Annotated in this window: 18 protein-coding genes; 10 read left to right on the forward strand and 8 right to left on the reverse strand. The window is 63.7% G+C overall.

The genetic code is table 11. From position 1 onward, the window contains the following. Window positions 1-179 precede the first annotated feature (179 nt). Window positions 180-755, reverse strand: coding sequence for a CsiV family protein (locus VA602_RS16800; RefSeq protein ID WP_323453744.1), 576 nt, complete (start codon window positions 753-755; stop codon window positions 180-182). A 9-nt stretch (window positions 756-764) separates the two neighbouring features. Beyond that, window positions 765-4,214 carry a transcription-repair coupling factor gene (gene mfd / locus VA602_RS16805; protein WP_323453745.1) on the reverse strand — a complete coding sequence of 1,150 codons (3,450 nt, stop codon included), beginning with the start codon at window positions 4,212-4,214 and terminating at the stop codon, window positions 765-767. 167 nt (window positions 4,215-4,381) lie between these two features. Between mfd and VA602_RS16810 the strand changes: the two genes are divergently transcribed. From VA602_RS16810 to sthA, 3 genes are all read left to right on the forward strand, one after another. Further along, window positions 4,382-5,845, forward strand: a complete 1,464-nt coding sequence (locus VA602_RS16810; RefSeq protein ID WP_054894439.1) for a glyceraldehyde-3-phosphate dehydrogenase — start codon at window positions 4,382-4,384, stop codon at window positions 5,843-5,845. A gap of 131 nt (window positions 5,846-5,976) precedes the next feature. Then, on the forward strand, window positions 5,977-6,975 hold the full coding sequence (locus tag VA602_RS16815; protein ID WP_323453746.1) for an FAD:protein FMN transferase: 999 nt from the start codon (window positions 5,977-5,979) through the stop codon (window positions 6,973-6,975). A gap of 202 nt (window positions 6,976-7,177) precedes the next feature. After that, on the forward strand, window positions 7,178-8,572 hold the full coding sequence (sthA, locus tag VA602_RS16820) for a Si-specific NAD(P)(+) transhydrogenase (RefSeq protein ID WP_323453747.1): 1,395 nt from the start codon (window positions 7,178-7,180) through the stop codon (window positions 8,570-8,572). Between the two features lie 48 nt (window positions 8,573-8,620). Here sthA and VA602_RS16825 read toward each other — a convergent pair whose 3' ends face one another. Further along, window positions 8,621-9,337, reverse strand: coding sequence for a glycerophosphodiester phosphodiesterase (locus VA602_RS16825; protein WP_054894436.1), 717 nt, complete (start codon window positions 9,335-9,337; stop codon window positions 8,621-8,623). Between the two features lie 31 nt (window positions 9,338-9,368). Then, entirely contained in the window at window positions 9,369-9,953 is a 585-nt protein-coding gene (locus VA602_RS16830) for a PilZ domain-containing protein (protein WP_153774541.1), read from the reverse strand. Between the two features lie 93 nt (window positions 9,954-10,046). Between VA602_RS16830 and VA602_RS16835 the strand changes: the two genes are divergently transcribed. From VA602_RS16835 to VA602_RS16845, 3 genes are read left to right on the forward strand one after another with little or no spacing between them, the layout of a single operon-like run. Further along, a complete protein-coding gene (locus VA602_RS16835; RefSeq protein ID WP_054894434.1) occupies window positions 10,047-11,297 on the forward strand; it encodes a lipoprotein-releasing ABC transporter permease subunit in 1,251 nt (416 codons plus the stop codon). Window positions 11,298-11,304: 7 nt separating this feature from the next. Continuing rightward, the gene (gene lolD, locus VA602_RS16840; RefSeq protein WP_323453748.1) at window positions 11,305-11,988 is read left to right on the forward strand and encodes a lipoprotein-releasing ABC transporter ATP-binding protein LolD; all 684 of its coding nucleotides are present in this window, start codon (window positions 11,305-11,307) and stop codon (window positions 11,986-11,988) included. 56 nt (window positions 11,989-12,044) lie between these two features. Further along, entirely contained in the window at window positions 12,045-13,289 is a 1,245-nt protein-coding gene (locus tag VA602_RS16845) for a lipoprotein-releasing ABC transporter permease subunit (RefSeq protein WP_197891617.1), read from the forward strand. An 83-nt stretch (window positions 13,290-13,372) separates the two neighbouring features. Here the strand turns inward: VA602_RS16845 and VA602_RS16850 are convergent, their stop codons facing one another. Then, entirely contained in the window at window positions 13,373-14,710 is a 1,338-nt protein-coding gene (locus VA602_RS16850) for a heavy metal sensor histidine kinase (protein ID WP_323453820.1), read from the reverse strand. Next, on the reverse strand, window positions 14,707-15,387 hold the full coding sequence (gene cinR / locus VA602_RS16855; RefSeq protein ID WP_323453749.1) for a two-component system response regulator CinR: 681 nt from the start codon (window positions 15,385-15,387) through the stop codon (window positions 14,707-14,709). Before cinR ends, VA602_RS16850 begins: the two co-directional genes overlap by 4 nt. Window positions 15,388-15,594: 207 nt before the next feature. On the opposite strand from cinR, the gene VA602_RS16860 reads away from it, so the two are divergent. Both VA602_RS16860 and queF read left to right on the forward strand, forming a co-directional pair. Then, complete coding sequence (locus VA602_RS16860; protein ID WP_323453750.1) at window positions 15,595-16,089, forward strand: cupredoxin domain-containing protein; 495 nt, start codon at window positions 15,595-15,597, stop codon at window positions 16,087-16,089. Window positions 16,090-16,156: 67 nt separating this feature from the next. Continuing rightward, on the forward strand, window positions 16,157-16,987 hold the full coding sequence (queF, locus tag VA602_RS16865; protein WP_323453751.1) for an NADPH-dependent 7-cyano-7-deazaguanine reductase QueF: 831 nt from the start codon (window positions 16,157-16,159) through the stop codon (window positions 16,985-16,987). 88 nt (window positions 16,988-17,075) lie between these two features. On the opposite strand, the gene VA602_RS16870 is transcribed toward queF, so the two are convergent. Together VA602_RS16870 and VA602_RS16875 are read right to left on the reverse strand one after the other, a co-directional pair. Continuing rightward, window positions 17,076-17,339, reverse strand: a complete 264-nt coding sequence (locus VA602_RS16870; RefSeq protein WP_063545619.1) for a DUF4404 family protein — start codon at window positions 17,337-17,339, stop codon at window positions 17,076-17,078. A 123-nt stretch (window positions 17,340-17,462) separates the two neighbouring features. Beyond that, window positions 17,463-18,026 (reverse strand): phosphonoacetaldehyde phosphonohydrolase-related protein, encoded by a 564-nt coding sequence (locus tag VA602_RS16875; protein ID WP_323453752.1) that lies wholly within the window; start codon window positions 18,024-18,026, stop codon window positions 17,463-17,465. 200 nt (window positions 18,027-18,226) lie between these two features. On the opposite strand from VA602_RS16875, the gene VA602_RS16880 reads away from it, so the two are divergent. Together VA602_RS16880 and VA602_RS16885 are read left to right on the forward strand one after the other, a co-directional pair. After that, the gene (locus VA602_RS16880; protein ID WP_063545617.1) at window positions 18,227-18,934 is read left to right on the forward strand and encodes an MlaA family lipoprotein; all 708 of its coding nucleotides are present in this window, start codon (window positions 18,227-18,229) and stop codon (window positions 18,932-18,934) included. A gap of 142 nt (window positions 18,935-19,076) precedes the next feature. Continuing rightward, window positions 19,077-19,985 carry a LysR family transcriptional regulator gene (locus VA602_RS16885; protein WP_323453753.1) on the forward strand — a complete coding sequence of 303 codons (909 nt, stop codon included), beginning with the start codon at window positions 19,077-19,079 and terminating at the stop codon, window positions 19,983-19,985. Window positions 19,986-20,110 lie beyond the last annotated feature (125 nt).

Below are 20,110 nucleotides of genomic sequence, written 5' to 3' on the forward strand. Positions count from 1 at the left end.
TGACGATAACGGCTGTTGCCGCTGCCGCTGCAGGTTGCCTCGATGCGCGCGTCACCGTGGGAGAGGATCTCTACCCTGCCTTGCTCGGCATAGCGCTCACCGCGCTGCAGAGCGCCGGCGTCGAATTCGCGCTTCCAGCTCGGATTTTCCGAAACCTGCTTCTGCACGTCACTCACGTGTCACTGCTCCATCATCTCCGGGTCCATCATTGGCAGCTTGCGCATGCCAGCCGGTGCGACCCTGATCAGCAGCGCCAGGTGACCCCCGTCGAGGAAGGTCAGCTGGCCGTTTTTCACATTGCTGTTGCTTTGCTTGAATTGCTCGCTGCGCAGCACGCTGCCGTTGCCGTCCAGGTCGTTGACCCAGAAGTTGGCCTCGATGCGAGTGAAGCGGCCCTCGGCGATGCTCAGGTTGCCCTCGATGGGGAAGTGCCCGAACTGCTCGTCACCGGCGCCCACGGCGATGCGGCTGGGCTCGCTGCCCACCTGCTGCTGCCAAGCCTTGTGCAGCAGCACGGTGTAGTCGGCAGTGGCTTGCAGGCGGGTGGCTTCGTCGACCAGTGCCAGGGGGCGTTCGGCATCCTTGGCCAGGCGCGGGGCGCCGGCGCTCCAGTTCTCGGGGGCGAACGGGCTGGTCACGGCGGGCACGGCGTTCTGCCGCAGGAGGAGGATTTCCACCTGATAAGGGCCTTCGGCGAAGGCCGTCACTGGCGCGATGAGCGACAGCAACAAGGTCAGGCAACGAATGGCACGCATGGAGCTTCCTTAATTTGACTGTGGGGCCAGGCGCTCGAACAGCGCCTCGAGGGTGTTGAAGCGTTCTTCCGGGCGTTCCATCGGCACCAGGAAGCGGAACTGGGTCGCGCCTTCGAACTTGTAGCGCTTGGGCTGGCCCTGGATCAGCTTGATCAGGGTCAGTGGATCGACCGGCGTTTCGGCCTCGAACTCAAGCTTGCCGCCATTGGGGCCGGCATCGACCTTCTTGATGCCAAGCTTCTCAGCCTGCAGCTTGAGCAGCGTGAGGCGCATGAGGTTCTTGGTCGGCTCGGGCAGCAGGCCGAAGCGGTCGATCATCTCCACCTGCAGGTCCTTGAGCCCTTCTTCGTCGGCCGCCGAAGCGATGCGTTTGTACAGGATCAGGCGGGCGTGCACATCGGGCAGGTAGTCCTCGGGGATCAGTGCCGGCAGGCGCAGGTTGATCTCCGGGCCGCCGCCCAGTGGTTGCTCGAGATTGGGCTGGGTGCCCTTGCGGATCGCCTTGACCGCACGTTCGAGCATTTCCATGTAGAGGGTGAAACCCACTGCCTGGATCTGCCCGCTCTGGCCTTCGCCGAGCAACTCGCCGGCGCCGCGGATCTCCAGGTCGTTGGTGGCCAGCACGAAGCCTGCGCCCAGGTCCTGGGTGTTGGCGATCGCCTCCAGGCGTTTCTCGGCATCGCCGCTGATCTGTTGGCGTGGCGGGGTGAGCAGGTAGGCGTAGGCCTGGTGGTGGCTGCGTCCGACCCGGCCGCGCAGCTGGTGCAACTGGGCCAGGCCGAACTTGTCGGCACGTTCGATGACGATGGTGTTGGCGCTGGGCACATCGATGCCGGTCTCGATGATGGTCGAGGCAATCAGCACGTTGAAGCGCTTGTGGTAGAAGTCGCTCATCACCTGTTCGAGTTCGCGCTCGCGCATCTGCCCGTGGCCAATGCCGATGCGGGCCTCGGGCACCAGCTCGGCGAGGTCGGCGGCGCATTTTTCGATGGTCTTCACATCGTTGTGCAGGTAATAGACCTGGCCGCCACGCAGCAGCTCGCGCAACAGCGCTTCCTTGACCGTGCTCTTGTTCTGTTCCATGACGAAGGTGCGCACCGACAGGCGTCGAGCCGGCGGGGTGGCGATGATCGACAGGTCGCGCATGCCGGCCACGGCCATGTTAAGGGTGCGCGGGATTGGCGTGGCGGTGAGGGTGAGGATGTCCACCTCGCTGCGTAGCGCCTTGAGCTGTTCTTTCTGGCGTACGCCGAAACGGTGCTCTTCGTCGATGATCGCCAGGCCCAGGTCTTTGAAGCGCACATCGTCCTGCAGCAGCTTGTGGGTGCCGATGAGGATGTCGATCTTGCCTTCGGCAAGGTCTGCGGCGGCGGCGGCCACTTCCTTGGCGGACTTGAAGCGGCTCATCACCTCGACCGTCACGGGCCAGTCGGCAAAGCGATCGCGGAAGCTGTTGTAGTGCTGCTGGGCGAGCAGGGTGGTAGGTACCAGGACCGCGACCTGGCGGCCGCTGTGCACCGCGATGAAGGCTGCGCGCATGGCCACTTCGGTCTTGCCGAAGCCGACATCGCCACACACCAGTCGATCCATGGGCTTGGCGGCGAGCATGTCGAGGCGCACGGCCTCAATGGCAGCCTGCTGGTCGGGCGTCTCTTCGAAGGGGAAGCCGGCGCTGAAGGTGGCGTAGTCGGCGGCCGGGTCGGCGAAGGCGTAGCCCTTGCGCGCAGCACGGCGGGCATAGATGTCGAGCAGTTCGGCGGCCACGTCGCGCACCTGTTCGGCGGCCTTGCGCTTGGCTTTCTGCCAGGCTTCGGAGCCGAGTCGGTGCAGCGGCGCCAGGGCGTCGTCGCTGCCGGTATAGCGGGCGATCAGGTGCAGGTTGGCCACCGGCACATAGAGCTTGGCGCCCTCGGCGTATTCCAGGGTGAGGAACTCGGCGGCCTGGCCGTCGATCTCCAGGGTGGCCAGGCCCAGGTAGCGGCCCACGCCGTGATCGATGTGCACCACAGGGGCGCCTTCGCGCAGCTCGGTGAGGTTCTTGATGACTGCATCGTTGGCCGCTTCGCCGCGCTTGTCGCGACGTCGGCGCTGCATCACGCGCTGGCCGAACAGCGGGCTTTCAGCCACAAGAGCCAGGCTCGGGTCATCCAGCAGCAGGCCGTCATCGAGCGGGGCGATGGTGATCGCCAGGCGCTCGCTGCCCGTAATGAAGTCGGCCCAGCCTTCGACGGTGTGCGGGCGCAGCTTCAGGCGTTCGAGCAGCTCCAGCAGCACCTCGCGGCGGCCTGCCGATTCGGCGGTGAACAGCACCCGGCCGGGGAACTGGTCGAGGAAGTTCGACAGCTCTGCCAGCGGTTGGTTGGCCTTGGCCTCGATGGCCAGGTTGGGCAAGGCGCGGGCCGGGAAGCGCTCGCGGCCTGCGCCCTGTTCGAGTTCGTCGGCGCTGACCACCACGCGCGGCCATTGCTTGAGGCGGGCGAAGCAGTCCTCGACCGGCATGAACAGCTCGGCCGGTGGCAGCAACGGGCGGCTGAGGTCGCCGCGGCGCTCTTCGTAGCGCCCGCGTACGTCGTTCCAGAAGTGTTCGGCGGCCTGCTCGACGCCGGGCAGGGAGAATACCTGGGTGTCTGCCGGCAGGTAGTCGAAGAGTGTCGCGGTCTCTTCGAAGAACAGCGGCAGGTAGTATTCGATGCCGGCCGGAATGATGCCGCTGGTCAGGTCCTGGAAGATCGCGCTGCGCCGGAAGTCGACGTCGAAGCGCTCTCGGAAGCGGGCCTTGAAGCGTGTCACCTCATCCTTGTGCATGGGGAATTCGCGGGCCGGCAGCAGGCGGATCGAGTCGACCTTGTCGATCGAGCGCTGGGTCTCCGGGTCGAAGGTGCGCAGGGTCTCGATCTCGTCGTCGAACAGGTCGATGCGATACGGCGCCTTGCTGCCCATGGGGAACAAATCGATCAGCGCGCCGCGCACGGCGAATTCACCATGCTCGTAGACCGTGTCGACGCAGCGGTAGCCGCTGGCTTCCAGGCGGGTGCGCATCTGCTCGACGTCGATCTTCTGGCCCACGTCCAGCACCAGGCTGCTGCCCAGCAGGAAGCGGGTCGGGGCCAAGCGGTGCAGGGCGGTGGTGATCGGCACCACGAGAATGCCGTGGTCCAGCTCTGGCAGTCGGTAGAGGCTGGCAATGCGCTGGGAGATGATGTCCTGGTGCGGCGAGAACAGGTCGTAGGGCAGGGTTTCCCAGTCGGGGAACGGCAGCACCGGGAGCTGCGGGGCGAAGAAACGCAGCTCCTGTTCCAGCCGATCGGCGGCCTGGCTATCGGCAGTCAGCAGCAGGGTGAAGCGCCCGGCGCTGCTGGCGGCCTCGGCGATGGCGAGACTGAGGGCGGCACCTGGCAGGTTGCCCCAGGTTTGTTTGCCGGCCGTGGCCGACAGTTGCGGAAGGCGCAGAACTGACACGGAAGATCCGACTCCAAGCGTTGCGGCAAAGAGGTCAAGTGTACCGGCGACGCTCCTCGCTGTCAGGCTCGAAAGGGCATGACGGCTGGCTTTGCGGGTAGCGACAGGCGCTCATTGCCCGATACGCATCGGGGCGTCATAATGTAGCCCCTTTTTTCTGTCCCTACATGTGGAAGGTTCCCGTGACTCAGAAGCCCGACCAGTGTCTTGGTGAGTGGATCGATCGTGAAGCCCTGGCTGAAGCGATGATCCCGCTTATCGGTCAGCTCTACCGCAACAACAACGTGGTGAGCTCGATCTATGGCCGCAGCCTGATCAACCGTTCGGTTATCTCGATCCTCAAAGCCCATCGCTTTGCACGTCACCGTCAGACCGACGAGACCGAACTGTCCGTACACGAGACATTCCCCCTGCTCAAAGCCATGAGCGAGCTGAAACTGGGCGCCGCTTCGGTCGACCTGGGCAAGCTGGCCAACAAGTTCAAGCAGGAAGGCAACGGTCGCACTGCCGAGCAGTTCGTCCGTGAAGAGCTGGCTGAGGTGGTTGGCCAGCAGAACGCTTCGGCGCGCAAGGGCACCGATGTCGTCCTGTACGGCTTCGGCCGCATCGGCCGCCTGCTGGCGCGCATCCTGATCGAGAAGACCGGTGGTGGCGACGGCCTGCGCCTGCGCGCCATCGTCGTGCGCAAGGGCGCCGAAAACGACCTGGTCAAGCGCGCCAGCCTGCTGCGCCGCGACTCGGTTCACGGCCCGTTCGACGGCACCATCACCATCGATGAAGCCAACAACACCATCACTGCCAACGGCAACCTGATCCAGGTCATCTACGCCAAGAGCCCGAGCGAAGTCGACTACACCCAGTACGGCATCGACAACGCACTGATCGTCGACAACACCGGCGTCTGGCGCGATGCCGACGGCCTGGGCCAGCACCTGGCCTGCCCGGGCGCTGCCCGTGTCATCCTCACCGCACCTGGCAAGGGCGCGCTGAAGAACATCGTGCACGGCATCAACCATGGCGATATCGCTGCCGATGACAAGATCATCTCCGCGGCATCCTGCACCACCAACGCCATCGTGCCGGTGCTCAAGGCCATCAACGATCAGTACGGCATCGTCAACGGCCACGTCGAAACCGTTCACTCGTTCACCAACGACCAGAACCTGATCGACAACTTCCACAAGGGCAGCCGTCGCGGTCGTGCCGCGCCGCTGAACATGGTCATCACCGAAACCGGCGCCGCCACTGCCGCTGCCAAGGCACTGCCAGTGCTCAAGGGCAAGCTGACCGGCAACGCCATTCGCGTACCGACGCCGAACGTGTCGATGGCCATCCTGAACCTGAACCTGGAAAAGGCGACCAACCGCGAGGAGCTCAACGAGTACCTGCGCCAGACCGCCATGCACTCGGAACTGCACAAGCAGATCGACTACGTCAGCTCCCAGGAAGTGGTTTCGACCGACTTCGTCGGCTCGCGCCACGCCGGTGTGGTCGATGCCGAAGCGACCATCTGCAACGATAATCGTGTTGTCCTGTACGTCTGGTACGACAACGAATTCGGTTACAGCTGCCAGGTCGTTCGCGTGATGGAAGAGATGGCCGGTGTGAACCCGCCAGCGTTTCCACGCTGATAGGCTTGTAAGGCCATGAAAAAACGGGAACCTCCGGGTTCCCGTTTTTTTATGTCGTGTCTGTGCCGGCACTGCCACGGTAAACGCTGGTCCCAGGGTAGACGCGGCACAGGCAACCGAGAATCTGAATCTTGCGCAACGCCTTACTGTTTATCCTGATGCTGCTATCGGCCTGTGACCAGCAACCCACGCTGGAGCGCCTGGGCGGTCCGACCATGGGCAGCAGCTACAGCATCCAGTATGTTCGCAACCCCGGCGGCCCGGCGCCGGACCAGGTGCGCGAAGCTGTCGAAACCATCCTGCACGGTATCGACGCGTATTACTCCACCTACCGTGACGACTCTGTCGTCAGTCGCTTCAACCAGTTGCCGGCCAATCAATGCCTGACCATCCCGCAGGACATGCTCGAGCTGGTCACCTTCGGCCAGCACCTGGCGGATGTGAGCGAGGGGGCTTTCGACCTCAGTGTCGAGCCACTGCTCAACCTGTGGGGCTTCGGCCCGCAGGCGCGTCAGGAGCAGGTGCCCGATCCTCAGGCCCTGGCCTTGGCCCGTCAGCGCGTAGGTTATCGTCACCTGCACATCGATGGAGAGCGCCTGTGCAAGGATGTCGCGCTGGAGCTGGACTTCAACAGCATCGCTGCCGGTCACGCCGTTGACCTGATCGCCGAGCGCCTGCGGGCGATGGGTATCGACAGCTTTGTCGCCGAAGCCACCGGGGAATTGCAGGCCGCAGGCCGCAAGCCTGATGGCAGCCCCTGGCGCATTGCACTGGAGCTGCCGCGCGAGGATCGCCAGATCGCCCGCCAGGTGATTGCCATCGATGGCCTGTCGGTGTCGACCTCGGGTGACTACCGCAACTATTTCGAGGACAATGGCCGGCGCTATTCGCACATCTTCGATGCCCGTCTGGGGCGTCCGGTCGCCCACGGTCTGGCTGCGGTCACCGTGCTTGACCGCTCGGCGCTGATCGCTGACGGTTACTCGACGTTGCTGCTGATTCTCGGGCCCGAGCGCGGCTGGGATTTTGCCGTGGCTCACGGCATCGCTGCCGTACTGGTGACCCGGGTCGAGGGTGGTTTCGTCTCCCGTTCCACACCCGGTTTCCAGCGGGTGTTGAAAGGCGGGTGAAAGGCAGGGCACGGATGATCGCGGCCAGGGAAGCGGCGAAATGACATGTAGTGCAGGCAAAGATGGCCTACGACGCGACCAAGGGTTAATGTGCGCGGCGTTCACGCTTGATTAGACTGCACCCGAATTTTTTCATGGCGCCCCGGCGACATGATGAGCCCCGCGGCCAGCCGGCCGGCGGGCCTGTTCTGAAGGAGTACGCATGGCTGTCTACAACTACGACGTAGTGGTGCTGGGTTCCGGCCCGGCCGGAGAAGGCGCGGCAATGAACGCCGCCAAAGCGGGGCGCAAGGTTGCGATGGTCGACAGCCGTCGCCAGGTCGGCGGCAACTGCACCCACTTGGGCACCATCCCGTCCAAGGCACTGCGTCACTCGGTGCGGCAGATCATGCAGTTCAACACCAACCCGATGGTCCGTGCCATTGGTGAGCCGCGCTGGTTCTCCTTCCCTGACGTGCTCAAGAGCGCCGAGAAGGTGATTTCCAAGCAGGTTGCCTCGCGCACCGGCTACTACGCGCGCAACCGCGTCGACGTGTTCGTCGGCACCGGCAGCTTCGCCGATGAGCAGACCGTCGAAGTGGTCTGCCCCAACGGCGTGGTCGAGAAGCTCAACGCCAAGCACATCATCATCGCCACCGGCTCGCGCCCTTATCGCCCGGCCGACATCGACTTCCACCACCCGCGCGTCTACGACAGCGACACCATCCTCAGCCTGAGCCACACGCCGCGCAAGCTGATCGTCTATGGTGCCGGGGTGATCGGTTGCGAATACGCCTCGATCTTCAGTGGCCTGGGCGTGCTGGTCGAATTGGTCGACAACCGAGGCCAATTGCTGAGCTTCCTGGATTCGGAAATCTCCCAGGCGCTGAGCTACCACTTCAGCAACAACAACATCACCGTACGCCATAACGAGGAGTACGAGCGTGTCGAGGGGCTGGACAACGGGGTGATCCTGCACCTGAAGTCGGGCAAGAAGATCAAGGCCGACGCCTTGCTGTGGTGCAACGGCCGTACCGGCAACACCGACAAGCTGGGCCTTGAGAACATCGGTATCAAGGTCAACAGCCGCGGCCAGATCGAGGTCGACGAGAACTACAGCACCAGTGTGCCGAACATCTACGGTGCCGGTGACGTGATCGGTTGGCCGAGCCTGGCCAGCGCCGCCCACGACCAGGGCCGTTCGGCGGCCGGCAGCATCGTCGACAACGGCAGCTGGCGCTTCGTCAACGACGTGCCGACCGGCATCTACACCATTCCGGAGATCAGCTCGATCGGCAAGAACGAGCAGGAGCTGACCCAGGCCAAGGTGCCGTACGAAGTGGGCAAGGCGTTCTTCAAGAGCATGGCCCGTGCGCAGATCGCCGGCGAGCCTCAGGGCATGCTGAAGATCCTGTTCCACCGCGAAACCCTGGAAATCCTTGGCGTGCACTGCTTCGGCTACCAGGCTTCGGAGATTGTCCACATCGGCCAGGCGATCATGAACCAGCCGGGTGAGCTGAACAATCTCAAGTACTTCGTCAACACCACCTTCAACTACCCGACCATGGCCGAAGCCTATCGGGTAGCTGCCTACGACGGTCTGAACCGGCTTTTTTGAGCGGCTCCGACCGGTGGCCTGAGCCGGTCGGGGAGACCGATTTCAGCCCTACCCGAGGGTGGTCTTGGCCAAACCGGGAAAGTCTGTAATCAGGCTGTCCACGCCAAAATCGGCGAGTCGGCGCATCAGCGCCGGCTCGTTGACCGTCCACACCGACACATGCAAACCCTGCTTCTGCGCCTTGAGCAGGCGTTCGGGGGTGCACAGCGTCCAGTTCAGCGCGAGCATCTCGCAGCCGTAGTTCTGTGCCACTTTCAGTGGGTCGAGCCAGGCGTATTCGGCAACCAGCCCACGCGTGATGTCGGGCACCAGTTCCTGCGCTGCCCCCAGTACTTCCCGCGAGCTCGAGGTGATGGTCACCTTGTCGAGCAGGCCGTATTGTTGTGCCAGCTCGCGAATGGCCAGCACCGTGCTTGCTGCACGGGTGCGCGAAGCACTCTTGACCTCCAGCTGCCAGTGGGCGAAGGCGCACTTCTCGAACAGTTCTTCAAGGCGCGGGATAGGGCAGGGCTGCACATGTCCGGGGCCGCCCTTGCGCGCGTCGTAGGTAACCAGGTCCGCTGCCGGGTGTTCGACGACCTTGCCGCGTCGACCGGTGGTGCGCTTGAGGGTAGGGTCATGGATCACCATCAGCTCGTTATCGGCCGACAGGTGCAGGTCCAGCTCGCAACGGTCGACGCCGTGCGACAGGCACTGGCGGAAGCTGGTCAGGGTGTTCTCGGGCGCTTCGCCCTTGGCGCCGCGATGGCCGTAGATCAGGGTCACGTTCGTTCCTTCAGGTCTAAAGGGAAAAGGCTCAGGATGCCGGGTCGTCGTGTTCGAGTTGCTGGCGCCGCTGTTGTTGCTGACGCTGCAGGATATAGCGGGCCAGGAGCTGGCGCTGGGCATCGGTCATGTCGATGAATTCGGTGCCAACCTCGAAGTCGCCTTCGGGACGTGGGTCGCAGTGGGTGACGCGGCCACGCAGCAGCAGGCCGTGGGCGCGAGGCATCAGTACCATCTTCACCTTGACCCGGGTGCCGGGCGCGATCTGCTGCGCCTGGGCGAATTCGACACCGCCTTCGGAGATGATCACCCGCTGCGGCTGGCCGATCTCGCCGATCAGCGTTTGTGCGACCACCGCGCTGAGCAGGTCGAGGCGTTTGTTCTGGGCGCGCAGGAAGGCGGCCAGGGTGCGGTCCTTGTCGCTGAGCTGGCGCAACAGGTGCTGGGATTCGAAGTCCGACAGGTGCAGCTCGCTGAGCAGGTTGAACAGTGGTGAATCATCCTGCAACAGTTCTGGTTCAAGGGCTTCGGCCGCGCTCAGGGGGCTGATTTCCAGTGCGATCCTGTCTTCGATGCGGTAGTATTCCCGGCGATCTTCTTCGTCTAATGTCGTCATGGCGAACCCATGGTTGCGGCGGTGGTCCGAGTGTAAAGCCGCCGTAGGCGCCTCGCCACCAGGACGTTCCCTTTCATCCGAACAAGCCCCGACATGTTCAGACCTCTCTTCGTATTCATCGGTACGCGTTACACCCGTGCCAAGCGACGCAACCATTTCGTCTCGTTCATTTCCCTGACCTCGATGATCGGCCTCGCCCTGGGCGTGGTGGTGATGATCGTGGTGCTGTCGGTGATGAATGGCTTCGATCACGAGATGCGCACCCGCGTCCTTGGCATGGTCCCCCACGCCACCATCGAGGGCGACCAGCCCATCGGCGACTGGCAGGCCCTTGCTCAACAAGTAAAGCAGAATCCGCACGTGCAGGCGGTCGCGCCCTTCACGCAGATGCAGGGGCTGCTTACCCATGACGGCAAGGTGCAGAAGATGCTGCTCAATGGCATCCAGCCGGACCGCGAGCGCGAGGTGTCGATCATCGACAACTTCCTGCAGCAGGGCAGCCTCGACCAACTGGCGCCCGGCGAGTGGGGCATCCTCATCGGTGACAAGGCCGCCACCAAGCTGGGCGTCAAGGTCGGTGACAAGGTCACCTTCGTCGCGCCCGAGGTGAGCATCACCCCGGCCGGTATGTTCCCGCGCATGAAGCGCTTTACCGTGGTCGGCACCTTTCACGTCGGCGCTGGCGAGATCGATGGCTTCCTGGGCCTGACCAACCTCTCTGACCTTTCGCGGCTGCACCGCTGGAAGGCCGACCAGGTGCAAGGCCTGCGCCTGAAGTTCGACGACCTGTTCAAGGCTCCGCGCGAGGCCTGGAGCATCGTCCAGCAGTTGGGCGAGCACCAGTACTACGCCCGCGACTGGACCCGCACCCAGGGCAACCTGTACCAGGCGATTCGCATGGAGAAGTCGATCATCGGCCTGCTCCTGCTGCTGATCGTCGCGGTGGCCGCGTTCAACATCATTTCCACCCTGGTGATGGTGGTCAATGACAAGCGCGGCGACATCGCCATCCTGCGTACGCTCGGCGCCACGCCCCGGCAGATCATGGCGATCTTCATGGTCCAGGGCACGGTGATCGGCGTGGTCGGCACGCTGATCGGCGCAGTGGTCGGGATCATCGCCGCGCTCAACGTCAGTGCGGCGATCGCTGGCGTCGAGACCCTGATCGGGCACAAGTTCCTCAATGCCGATGTGTACTTCATCGATTACCTGCCGTCGCAGATCATCGCCCAGGACGTGTGGATGGTCTGCGGTGCGGCGCTGGTCCTGAGTTTCCTCGCCACCCTGTATCCGGCCTGGCGTGCAGCGCGCACCCAGCCTGCAGAGGCGCTACGTTATGAGTGAGTCGCGCATGAGTGATAAAGCCGTACTGAGTTGCCGCAACCTGGACAAGTCCTATGACGAGGGGCCGGAGTCGGTGCAGGTGCTGTCGGGCCTGAGCCTGGAGCTGCACCCAGGGGAGCGGGTGGCCATCGTCGGTAGCTCCGGCTCGGGCAAGAGCACGCTGCTCAACCTGCTTGGCGGCCTCGACACGCCAACCCAGGGCAGCGTCTGGCTGGCCGGGGAGGAGCTTTCGGCGCTCGGCGAGCGTGATCGCGGCCTGCTGCGCAACCGCGCCCTGGGTTTTGTCTACCAGTTCCACCACCTGCTGGCAGAATTCACGGCCCTGGAAAACGTCTGCATGCCGCTGCTGATCGGTCGTACACCCATCCCGGAGGCGCGCCAGCGCGCAGAGGCGCTGCTCAAGCGTGTAGGCCTCAGCCATCGCCTGAATCACAAGCCTGCCGAACTGTCTGGCGGCGAGCGCCAGCGCGTGGCGATTGCCCGTGCGCTGGTCAATCAGCCAGGCCTGGTGATGCTCGACGAGCCTACCGGCAACCTTGATCACCATACCGCGCTGGGTATCCAGGAACTGATGCAGGAGCTGTCGACGGCGTCGCGCACGGCGTTCCTGGTGGTGACCCACGACCTGAGCCTGGCACGCAAGATGGACCGTGTGCTGAGCCTGGAAGACGGTCGTCTGATCTCGATCTGATTGCATGGGGCCGCCTGCGCGGCCCCAATCTACTGTTCAACTGGGTGTTCGCGTACATGTTCAGACCCTTGCCCTTGTTCATCGGTGCCCGTTACACCCGTGCCAAGCGCCGCAATCACTTCATCTCGTTCATCTCCATGACCTCGATGATCGGCCTCTCTTTGGGCGTGCTGGCGATGATCGTGGTGTTGTCGGTGATGAACGGTTTCCAGCGTGAAATGAGCTCCCGCGTGCTGGGGTTGGTGCCGCATGCCAGCATTCTTGGCGTACAGCCGCTGGATAACTGGCAGCGTGTTGCCGAGGCCGCGCTGAAGAACCCGGCGGTGATCGCCGCGGCGCCCCTGACGGAAATGGAAGGCATGCTCTCCTACAAGGGCGCGATGCAGCCGATCCAGGTCAGCGGTATCGATCCGGCGCAGGAGGGCAAGGTCTCCATTGTCGGCCAGCATATCGTTCAGGGTGCCCTGCAAGCGTTGCAGCCCGGTGAGTATGGCGTGGTGCTCGGGGAGCTGACGGCGCGCCGTTTTCGCCTGAACACCGGCGACAAGGTCACCCTGATCGTGCCGGAAGTGAGCAGTGCGCCCGGTGGTATTACCCCACGCATGCAGCGCCTGACCGTGGTCGGCATCTTCAAGGTCGGTGCCGAACTGGACGGTTCGCAGGCCTACATCCACATGGCCGACGCCGGCGAGATGCAACGCTGGGCACCGGGCCAGGTGCAGGGCGTACGCCTGAAGCTGCACGACCTGTACGCTGCGCCGCAGGTGTCCAAGGCGATCGCTTCGGGCCTGGGCGATGCCTTCCGCGCCGATGACTGGTCGCACACCCAGGGCAGCCTGTTCAGCGCGATGAAGATGGAAAAGACCATGATCGGTCTGCTGTTGCTGATGATCATTGCCGTGGCGGCGTTCAACATCATCGCCACCCTGGTGATGGTGGTGAACGACAAGGGTGCCGACATCGCGATTCTACGCACCATCGGCGCGACGCCGGCGCAGATCATGGGGACCTTCATGGTCCAGGGCAGCCTGATCGGTATCGTCGGCACCCTCATTGGCGGGGTGTTGGGCGTGATCGGTGCGCTTAACGTCAGCGCCATCGTCGGTTGGCTGGAACGCACCAGCGGCCAGCATATCTTCACCTCCGACATGTACTTCATCAGCAGCCTGCCATCGCAGTTGCAGTGGGGCGATGTCGCGATCATCTGTATCGCCGGCCTGGTGATGAGTTTCCTGGCCACGTTGTATCCGGCGTATCGCGCGTCGCAGATCGAGCCTGCGATGGCATTGCGTTACGAGTGACGTCGTGGTCTGCGCATGAAGGTGGGCGCGATCCCTGCGCTGGCGCGAGCGTAAACGAAGCCCGCGCCAGCCGTTGCACTGCCTCAGCGCTTCGGGGGCAGGTCAATCACAAAGCGTGTCCATCCCCCTTCACAGTGGGCGTGAATTCCCCCGCCATGGGCCTGCACGATGGACCGGGTGATCGCAAGCCCCAGCCCCGCATGTTCGCTGCTGCCTTCATGGCGTGTCGGATCCTCTCGGTAGAACCGGTCGAACAGGCGTGGCAGGGCCTGCGCTGCAATCGCGGGGCCGGTATTGGCGATCTCTATGTGCAGCCCCGGTGACAGCGTCACTTCGATGGTCCCGCCAGGTGGGGTGAAGCGCAGTGCGTTGTCCAGCAGGTTGGACATGGCCCGGCGCAGCATGTGCCGGTCGCCCTCTGTCTGTGCTTCACCGCGGCGTCGCAGGATGATGCCGGCATCTTCGGCCAGCGGCGCGTAGTACTCCAGCAGAGCATCGGTCTCGGTCGCCAGGTCCAAAGCCTGTCGGCTGGGCATCAGCAGACCATGGTCGGCCTTGGCCAGGAGCAGCATGTCGTTGACCATCTGCGCCATGTGTTGGAGTTCCTCGAGGTTGCCGTGAAGGGCTTCGCGGTACTCCTCCAGGCTGCGGGGGCGGGTGAGGGTGACCTGGGTGTGGGTGAGCAGATTTGACAGCGGCGTGCGCAGTTCATGGGCGATGTCGGCGGAAAAGGCCGAGAGGCGTTGAAAGGCATCGTCCAGGCGTTGCAGCATGGCGTTGACGGTGTGGCCGAGCTCGGCGAGTTCTTCAGGCAGTTGTGCCACTGGCAGGCGCGTGGTCAGCGAGCGCGCATTGACGCTGGCGGCCACCGCGCCCATCTGGCGCAACGGTTGCAATCCGCGGCGCGCAGCCCAGGCGCCGAGGAGGGCTGTAGCCAACGCGCAGAGCCCGACGGTCAGCCAGATCAACTGCTGCATGCGTTGCAGAAAGTGCTGGTGGTGGGTGATGTCGAGAAACAAGGTGACCTGGGCGTTTGGCAACGCCTGGCACAGGCTGCGGTAGTCCATGCCGTCACTGTGCAGGGTGGCCAGGCCCGGCTGACGGGGTTCCTGCGGCAAGCCTGCGCGGCTGTCGAACCACAGCGTACCGTCGTTGCCGCGGATACGCAGGGCCAGGTCCGACTGGTGGCTGAGCTCGCTGCGCAGCGTCGGCAGGTGGGCGTCCAGCGCGGCGCGGGAGTCGACATCGGCCAGGTGCGCACGCAATTGCGAGAGGCGGGCGCTGAGCAACTGCTGGTCGAGCTCGACGAAGTGACGTTCACTGGCATGGCTGAACAGCAACCCGGCGCTCAGCGACACGGCGGCGGTGCAGGCCGCGAACAGCAGGGCCAGGCGCCCGCTGAGGGAGAGTCGGGGCATCAGTCGTGGCGCTCCTCGAGCACGTAGCCCATGCCGCGCACGGTATGGATCAGCTTGTTGGGGTGGTTGTCGTCGATCTTCAGGCGCAGGCGACGGATCGCGACCTCGATCACATTGGTATCGCTGTCGAAATTCATGTCCCACACCTGCGAAGCGATCAGCGATTTGGGCAGCACCTCGCCCTGGCGCCGCAGCAGCAGCTCGAGCAGGGCGAATTCCTTGGCGGTCAGGTCGATGCGGCTGCCGGCGCGCTCGGCGCGGCGACGGATCAGGTCCAGGCGCAGGTCGGCCAGGGCCAGGGTGGCGTCCTGGGAGGGGCTGGCGCCGCGGCGCAGCAGACTACGTACCCGGGCCAGCAGCTCGGAGAAGGCAAAGGGTTTGACCAGATAATCGTCGGCCCCCAGCTCCAGGCCATGGACGCGGTCTTCGACAGCGTCACGCGCGGTAAGGAACAATACCGGCGTGTCCAGCCCCGCCTGGCGCACCGCCTGAAGGATCTGCCAGCCATCCCGGCCCGGCAGCATGACATCCAGGATCAGCAGGTCGTGGTCGCCGGTGAGCGCGAGGAATTGCCCCGTTTCACCGTCATCGGCCAGTTCCGTGGCAAAACCGGCCTCGCTCAGGCCCTGGCGCAGGTATTGGCCGGTCCTGGCCTGGTCTTCGACGATCAGCAGTTTCATGTACTGTCCATTGTCAAAAAGGTAAGCGCACAAGCACTCCAGTTTTCATAGAACAGGCCGGAGTGTCGTGCCGCAGCATTGGCTCAAATGATACGTGACGATCGGCAAGCGCGCCCAAGCTGACAAACTTGTAATCTGCCTGTCAGCTAGCCGCCAGTCCCATGACCCTAGAGTGGCTCCATCTCTAGCGCACAAACCGGAGTTGCCATGAAACACCTGATCCTCGCCGCCACCCTCGCCGTGGCCAGCCTGCCGGTCTTCGCCGATGGCGCCAAGACCTTCGGCTTCGGCGAACCGGCGCCGGCCTCCAAGGCCACCCGTACCGTCGATGTGGTGCTCAAGGACATCGCCTTCGAGCCCAAGAGCCTGCAGGTCAAGGCCGGCGAGACGGTGCGCTTCGTGGTGATCAACGAAGGCAAGCTGGCTCATGAGTTCAACCTGGGTGACAAAGCCATGCACGTCGAGCACCAGAAGGAGATGGCGGCCATGGCAGGCATGGACCATGGCAACATGGCCGGGATGGACCACAGCCAGATGGGCCATGGCGACAACGGGCATGATCAGGGCAACACTGTGCTGGTCCAGCCCGGGCAGCGCGCCGAGCTGACCTGGACCTTCCGCAAGTCGGCGCCCATCGAATTCGCCTGCAACGTACCGGGCCACTATCAGGCGGGCATGGTCGGTCAGTTGACCATCGAGTGACATCATCCCCAAGGCGGGGTGCAAAACCGGTAGAATGGCGCCATTCCCGCGCTTTCAGGTCAGATACATGCATCCCGCCGCCGAACACTCCCCGCTGGGCAAGTCCAGCGAATACATCGCCACTTACACCCCGTCGCTGCTGTTTCCGATCCCACGCACGGCCAAATGGGCCGAGCTGGGCGTGACCGCGCAGACCCTGCCGTGGCAGGGCGTGGACTACTGGAACTGCTTCGAGCTGTCGTGGTTGCTGCCCTCCGGCAAGCCGGTGGTGGCCATCGGCGAGTTCGCCATCCCGGCCGACTCGCCTAACATCATCGAGTCCAAGTCGTTCAAGCTCTACCTCAACTCGTTGAACCAGACGGTGTTCGCATCGACCGGCGAGCTGCAGGCGTGCCTGGAGAAGGACTTGTCCGCTGCTGCAGGCAAGCCTGTGAAGGTTCAGGTTCGAACGCTGGGTGAGGTCGAGCAGCAGGGTGTGGTGGCCTTGCCGGGCCAGTGCATCGATGGGCTGGACGTGAGCATCAGCAACTACGAGCAACCGCAGCCTGAACTGCTGCGCTGCGACTCGCAGCGTATCGTCGAGGAAACCCTGCACAGCCACCTGCTCAAGTCCAACTGCCCGGTCACCGGCCAGCCTGACTGGGGGAGTGTGGTGGTCGAGTACAAGGGCTGCGCGCTGGATCATGCCAGCCTGCTGACCTATCTGGTGAGCTTCCGCCAGCATGCCGACTTCCACGAGCAGTGCGTCGAGCGGATCTACCTGGACCTGCTGCGCCTGCTGCAGCCGGAGCATCTGACGGTGTATGCGCGTTATGTGCGTCGGGGTGGGCTGGACATCAACCCCTACCGCAGCAATCGGCCGATCAGTCCGAGCAACGGGCGGTTGGTGCGCCAGTAAGCGCAATGCTTGGGGGCGTTATACCCCCAGCGTAGCGCGAGGCCGCTCCGGCAGGTGATGACTGCAGGGGCGGCTCTTGGTGATGAAATCAGATCCCCATGCTGTGCAGCGAGTTGGCAATGCTGCGCAGCGTCGCCGTGAGGTCCGGGTGATCGGCTTCGAAACGCTCGATGGCCAGATTCACGCCATCGACCAGGTTGTTGTCTGGCGTGGCCTCTTCGAGCTTCAGTTGCGCTTCGATCTGTCGCGCTTCCTCATGCAGGCTGGCAAGTTCTTCTTCCGACAGCGGTACGTTTCGATCCAGTTGCTCGCGCAGGCTGTTCAGGCGCTCTTGCAATTCGCGGGCGGGCATTGGCTGTTCTCCATCAATGACTTGGCAAGCCATGGACCTCGGCGAAGCGGCAAAGGTTCTGGCCTGACCTCAAGCGTAATCCACTTGCTGGCGCTTTGCATGACCGGCATCAACGACGCTGTGTCAGGGTTTTTCACCCTTGCGTCGGCGCTGAGCGATGTCCGCAAGGCAGGTGTCCAGTGACTCCAAGTGGTCAATCACCGAGTGCACGCCCAGGCCGAACAGTTCGAGGGTAGCCTTGCCGCGGGCCAACTCCTGCTCCTGCGTGCTCATGGCTTGCCACCGACTCGATGCCAGGTCGCAGGAGGGGCTGCAGGCGGCAAGGCCGACCGTCCACAGTCCGGCGTTCAGGCCCGACTGCAACAGGCGCGGCTCGCCACTGACCAGCACGCAGCCATCGAGGCGATCGCTGTTCAATGACATCAAGGCATGCCAGCAAGCATTCGGTGAGGGCCATGGCGAACCGTTGGCAACCTGGCCGGGCAGCCAGTCGGGGAGCACGCTGGCCAGATGCTCGCCCTGATGGTCGCTCAGGTCGTCCAGCCAGATGCAAGGTACTTGCTGACGCCGCAGTTGTTGGAGAGTGTCCAGGGCACCGGGGGCGGGTAGGGGGCTGCCGTTCGCGGCCTGGACCAGGCAGCCGCGCAGACCGAACAGCACAGCAGTGGGGGCGGGCGCTTCGTGCATGGCAACATCCCTGAAATACACCGCAGGCTAAACGCCCTTCATGACGGTCGGATGACAGTTGGAAGATGAAAATCTTTGTTCACAAAATGTTGAACAAAGGTGTGTAATGCTGGCTGCCTGCCAGATTGCCTTTATACTGGCGCACTATCCAGCAGCGCCTTCAGGCGGCTGCCACCGTGAAATCCGATGGAGAAACATCTATGCAGAGGATCGGTGCCGGTGTGATCGAGCGAATCACCCAGGCCTGTGTCTGTGCCACTCTGTTGCTGGCGCCTGTGGCCGCCACCCAGGCGGCCACCGAGGAAGATCCCTGGGAAGTGGTCAATCGACCGATCTTCAGGTTCAACGACACCATTGATACCTACGCCCTCAAGCCGTTGGCCCAGGGCTATCAGGCGATCACCCCGCAGTTCCTCGAGGACGGCATTCACAATGTCTTCCGGAATCTGGGCGACGTCGGCAACCTGGCCAATAATGTCCTGCAGCTCAAGCCTCGCGCGGCAGGCATCGACACGGCGCGGCTGATCGTCAATACCACGTTCGGCCTGGGCGGCTTCATCGACGTCGGCACCCGCATGGGGCTGCAGCGCAACGACGAAGATTTCGGCCAGACCCTCGGCTACTGGGGCGTGCCCAGCGGGCCATACGTGGTCATCCCGCTGCTGGGGCCGAGCACTGTGCGTGACGGCCTGTCCAAGTACCCGGACTCCTTCACCGAACCCTACCGCTATATCGATCATGTACCGACCCGCAACTCGATCTTCGCCCTGGACGTGATCGACACCCGCGCCAGCCTGCTGTCGGCAGAGAAGCTGATGCAGGGCGACAAGTACATCTTCATCCGCAACGCCTACCTGCAGAACCGCGAGTTCAAGGTCAAGGACGGGGAAGTCGAAGACGACTTCTGAGTCAGGCAAGCAGAAGAAGGCGACCGCAAGGGTCGCCTTCTTCGTTTTGGCGCAGTGTGAAAGTGATGCACCTGTGCGTTCAGCTTCTCCCTGATTGACGGCACAATGGCCGTCGTTCTCATTCTCAAGGGTGGCTGGCCCCATGGCGGCATTCAAGCGCTCCGATCTGGCGGACCTGAACGTATTCTTCACCATTGCACGTCGCGGCAGTTTCGTCGATGCCGCCAACGAGCTCGGGCTGACCGCCTCGGCGTTGAGTCATACGATGAAGAAGCTCGAAGATCGCCTCGAAGTCCGCCTGCTCAATCGCACCAACCGCTCGGTTGCACTGACCGCCGCCGGCAGCGACCTCATGCAGTCCCTGGCCCAGGGCTTCGAAGCCATCGGCCACGGCCTCAATGCCCTCGAAGGCCACCGCAAGGCGCCCGTCGGTCGCCTGCGCCTGAACATTCCCCATGACGCGGGGCGCCTGCTGATCCTGCCGGTGCTTGATCGGTTCCTGTCGCGCTTTCCCCAGGTGCACCTCGACCTGGTGATGGACGACCGCATGCTCGACATCGTTGCCGAAGGCTTCGATGCCGGCATCCGCTTCGGTGCAACCGTGCCCCAGGACATGATCGCCATCCCGCTGACCGGCGCGTTGCGTTGGGTTGTGGTTGGCGCGCCTGCATATCTGGACAAGCACGGCCGGCCCACATCGCCCGCCGAGCTCATGCAGCATCGCTGCATCCAGATGCGTATCGGCGACGATTCGGTCTACCCCTGGGAGCTGGGTGACGGAGAACGGCAGGTGCGCATCGAAGGGCCGGGGCCGCTGCGCCTGAACGCCAGCGACATGGCCATTGGCACCGCAGTTGCGGGGTTGGGCCTGGCGTACTGCCTGGAAATGCGTGTGCGCGAAGAGCTGCGCAGCGGTGCGCTGGAAGTGGTGATGCCGCAATGGGCCTCCAGCGACGAGCCACTGGTGATGTACTACCCCAGCCGCCGCCAGACGCCACCCGCCCTGCGTCAGCTGATCGAGTTGATTCGAGCCGATCAGGGCCTTTCATGAGCCTGGTCTGACCAAATGATGAAAATGGTTCAGCATGGCGCTGAGTTCTTTTCTGTCTGAAGTTCACGCGTTTGCTGATTGAATGGATTCAGCGGTGGTCGCGCCGACAGGCTGCGCACTGCCTA

Source organism: Pseudomonas machongensis (assembly GCF_034961125.1).
Lineage (GTDB): Bacteria > Pseudomonadota > Gammaproteobacteria > Pseudomonadales > Pseudomonadaceae > Aquipseudomonas > Aquipseudomonas machongensis.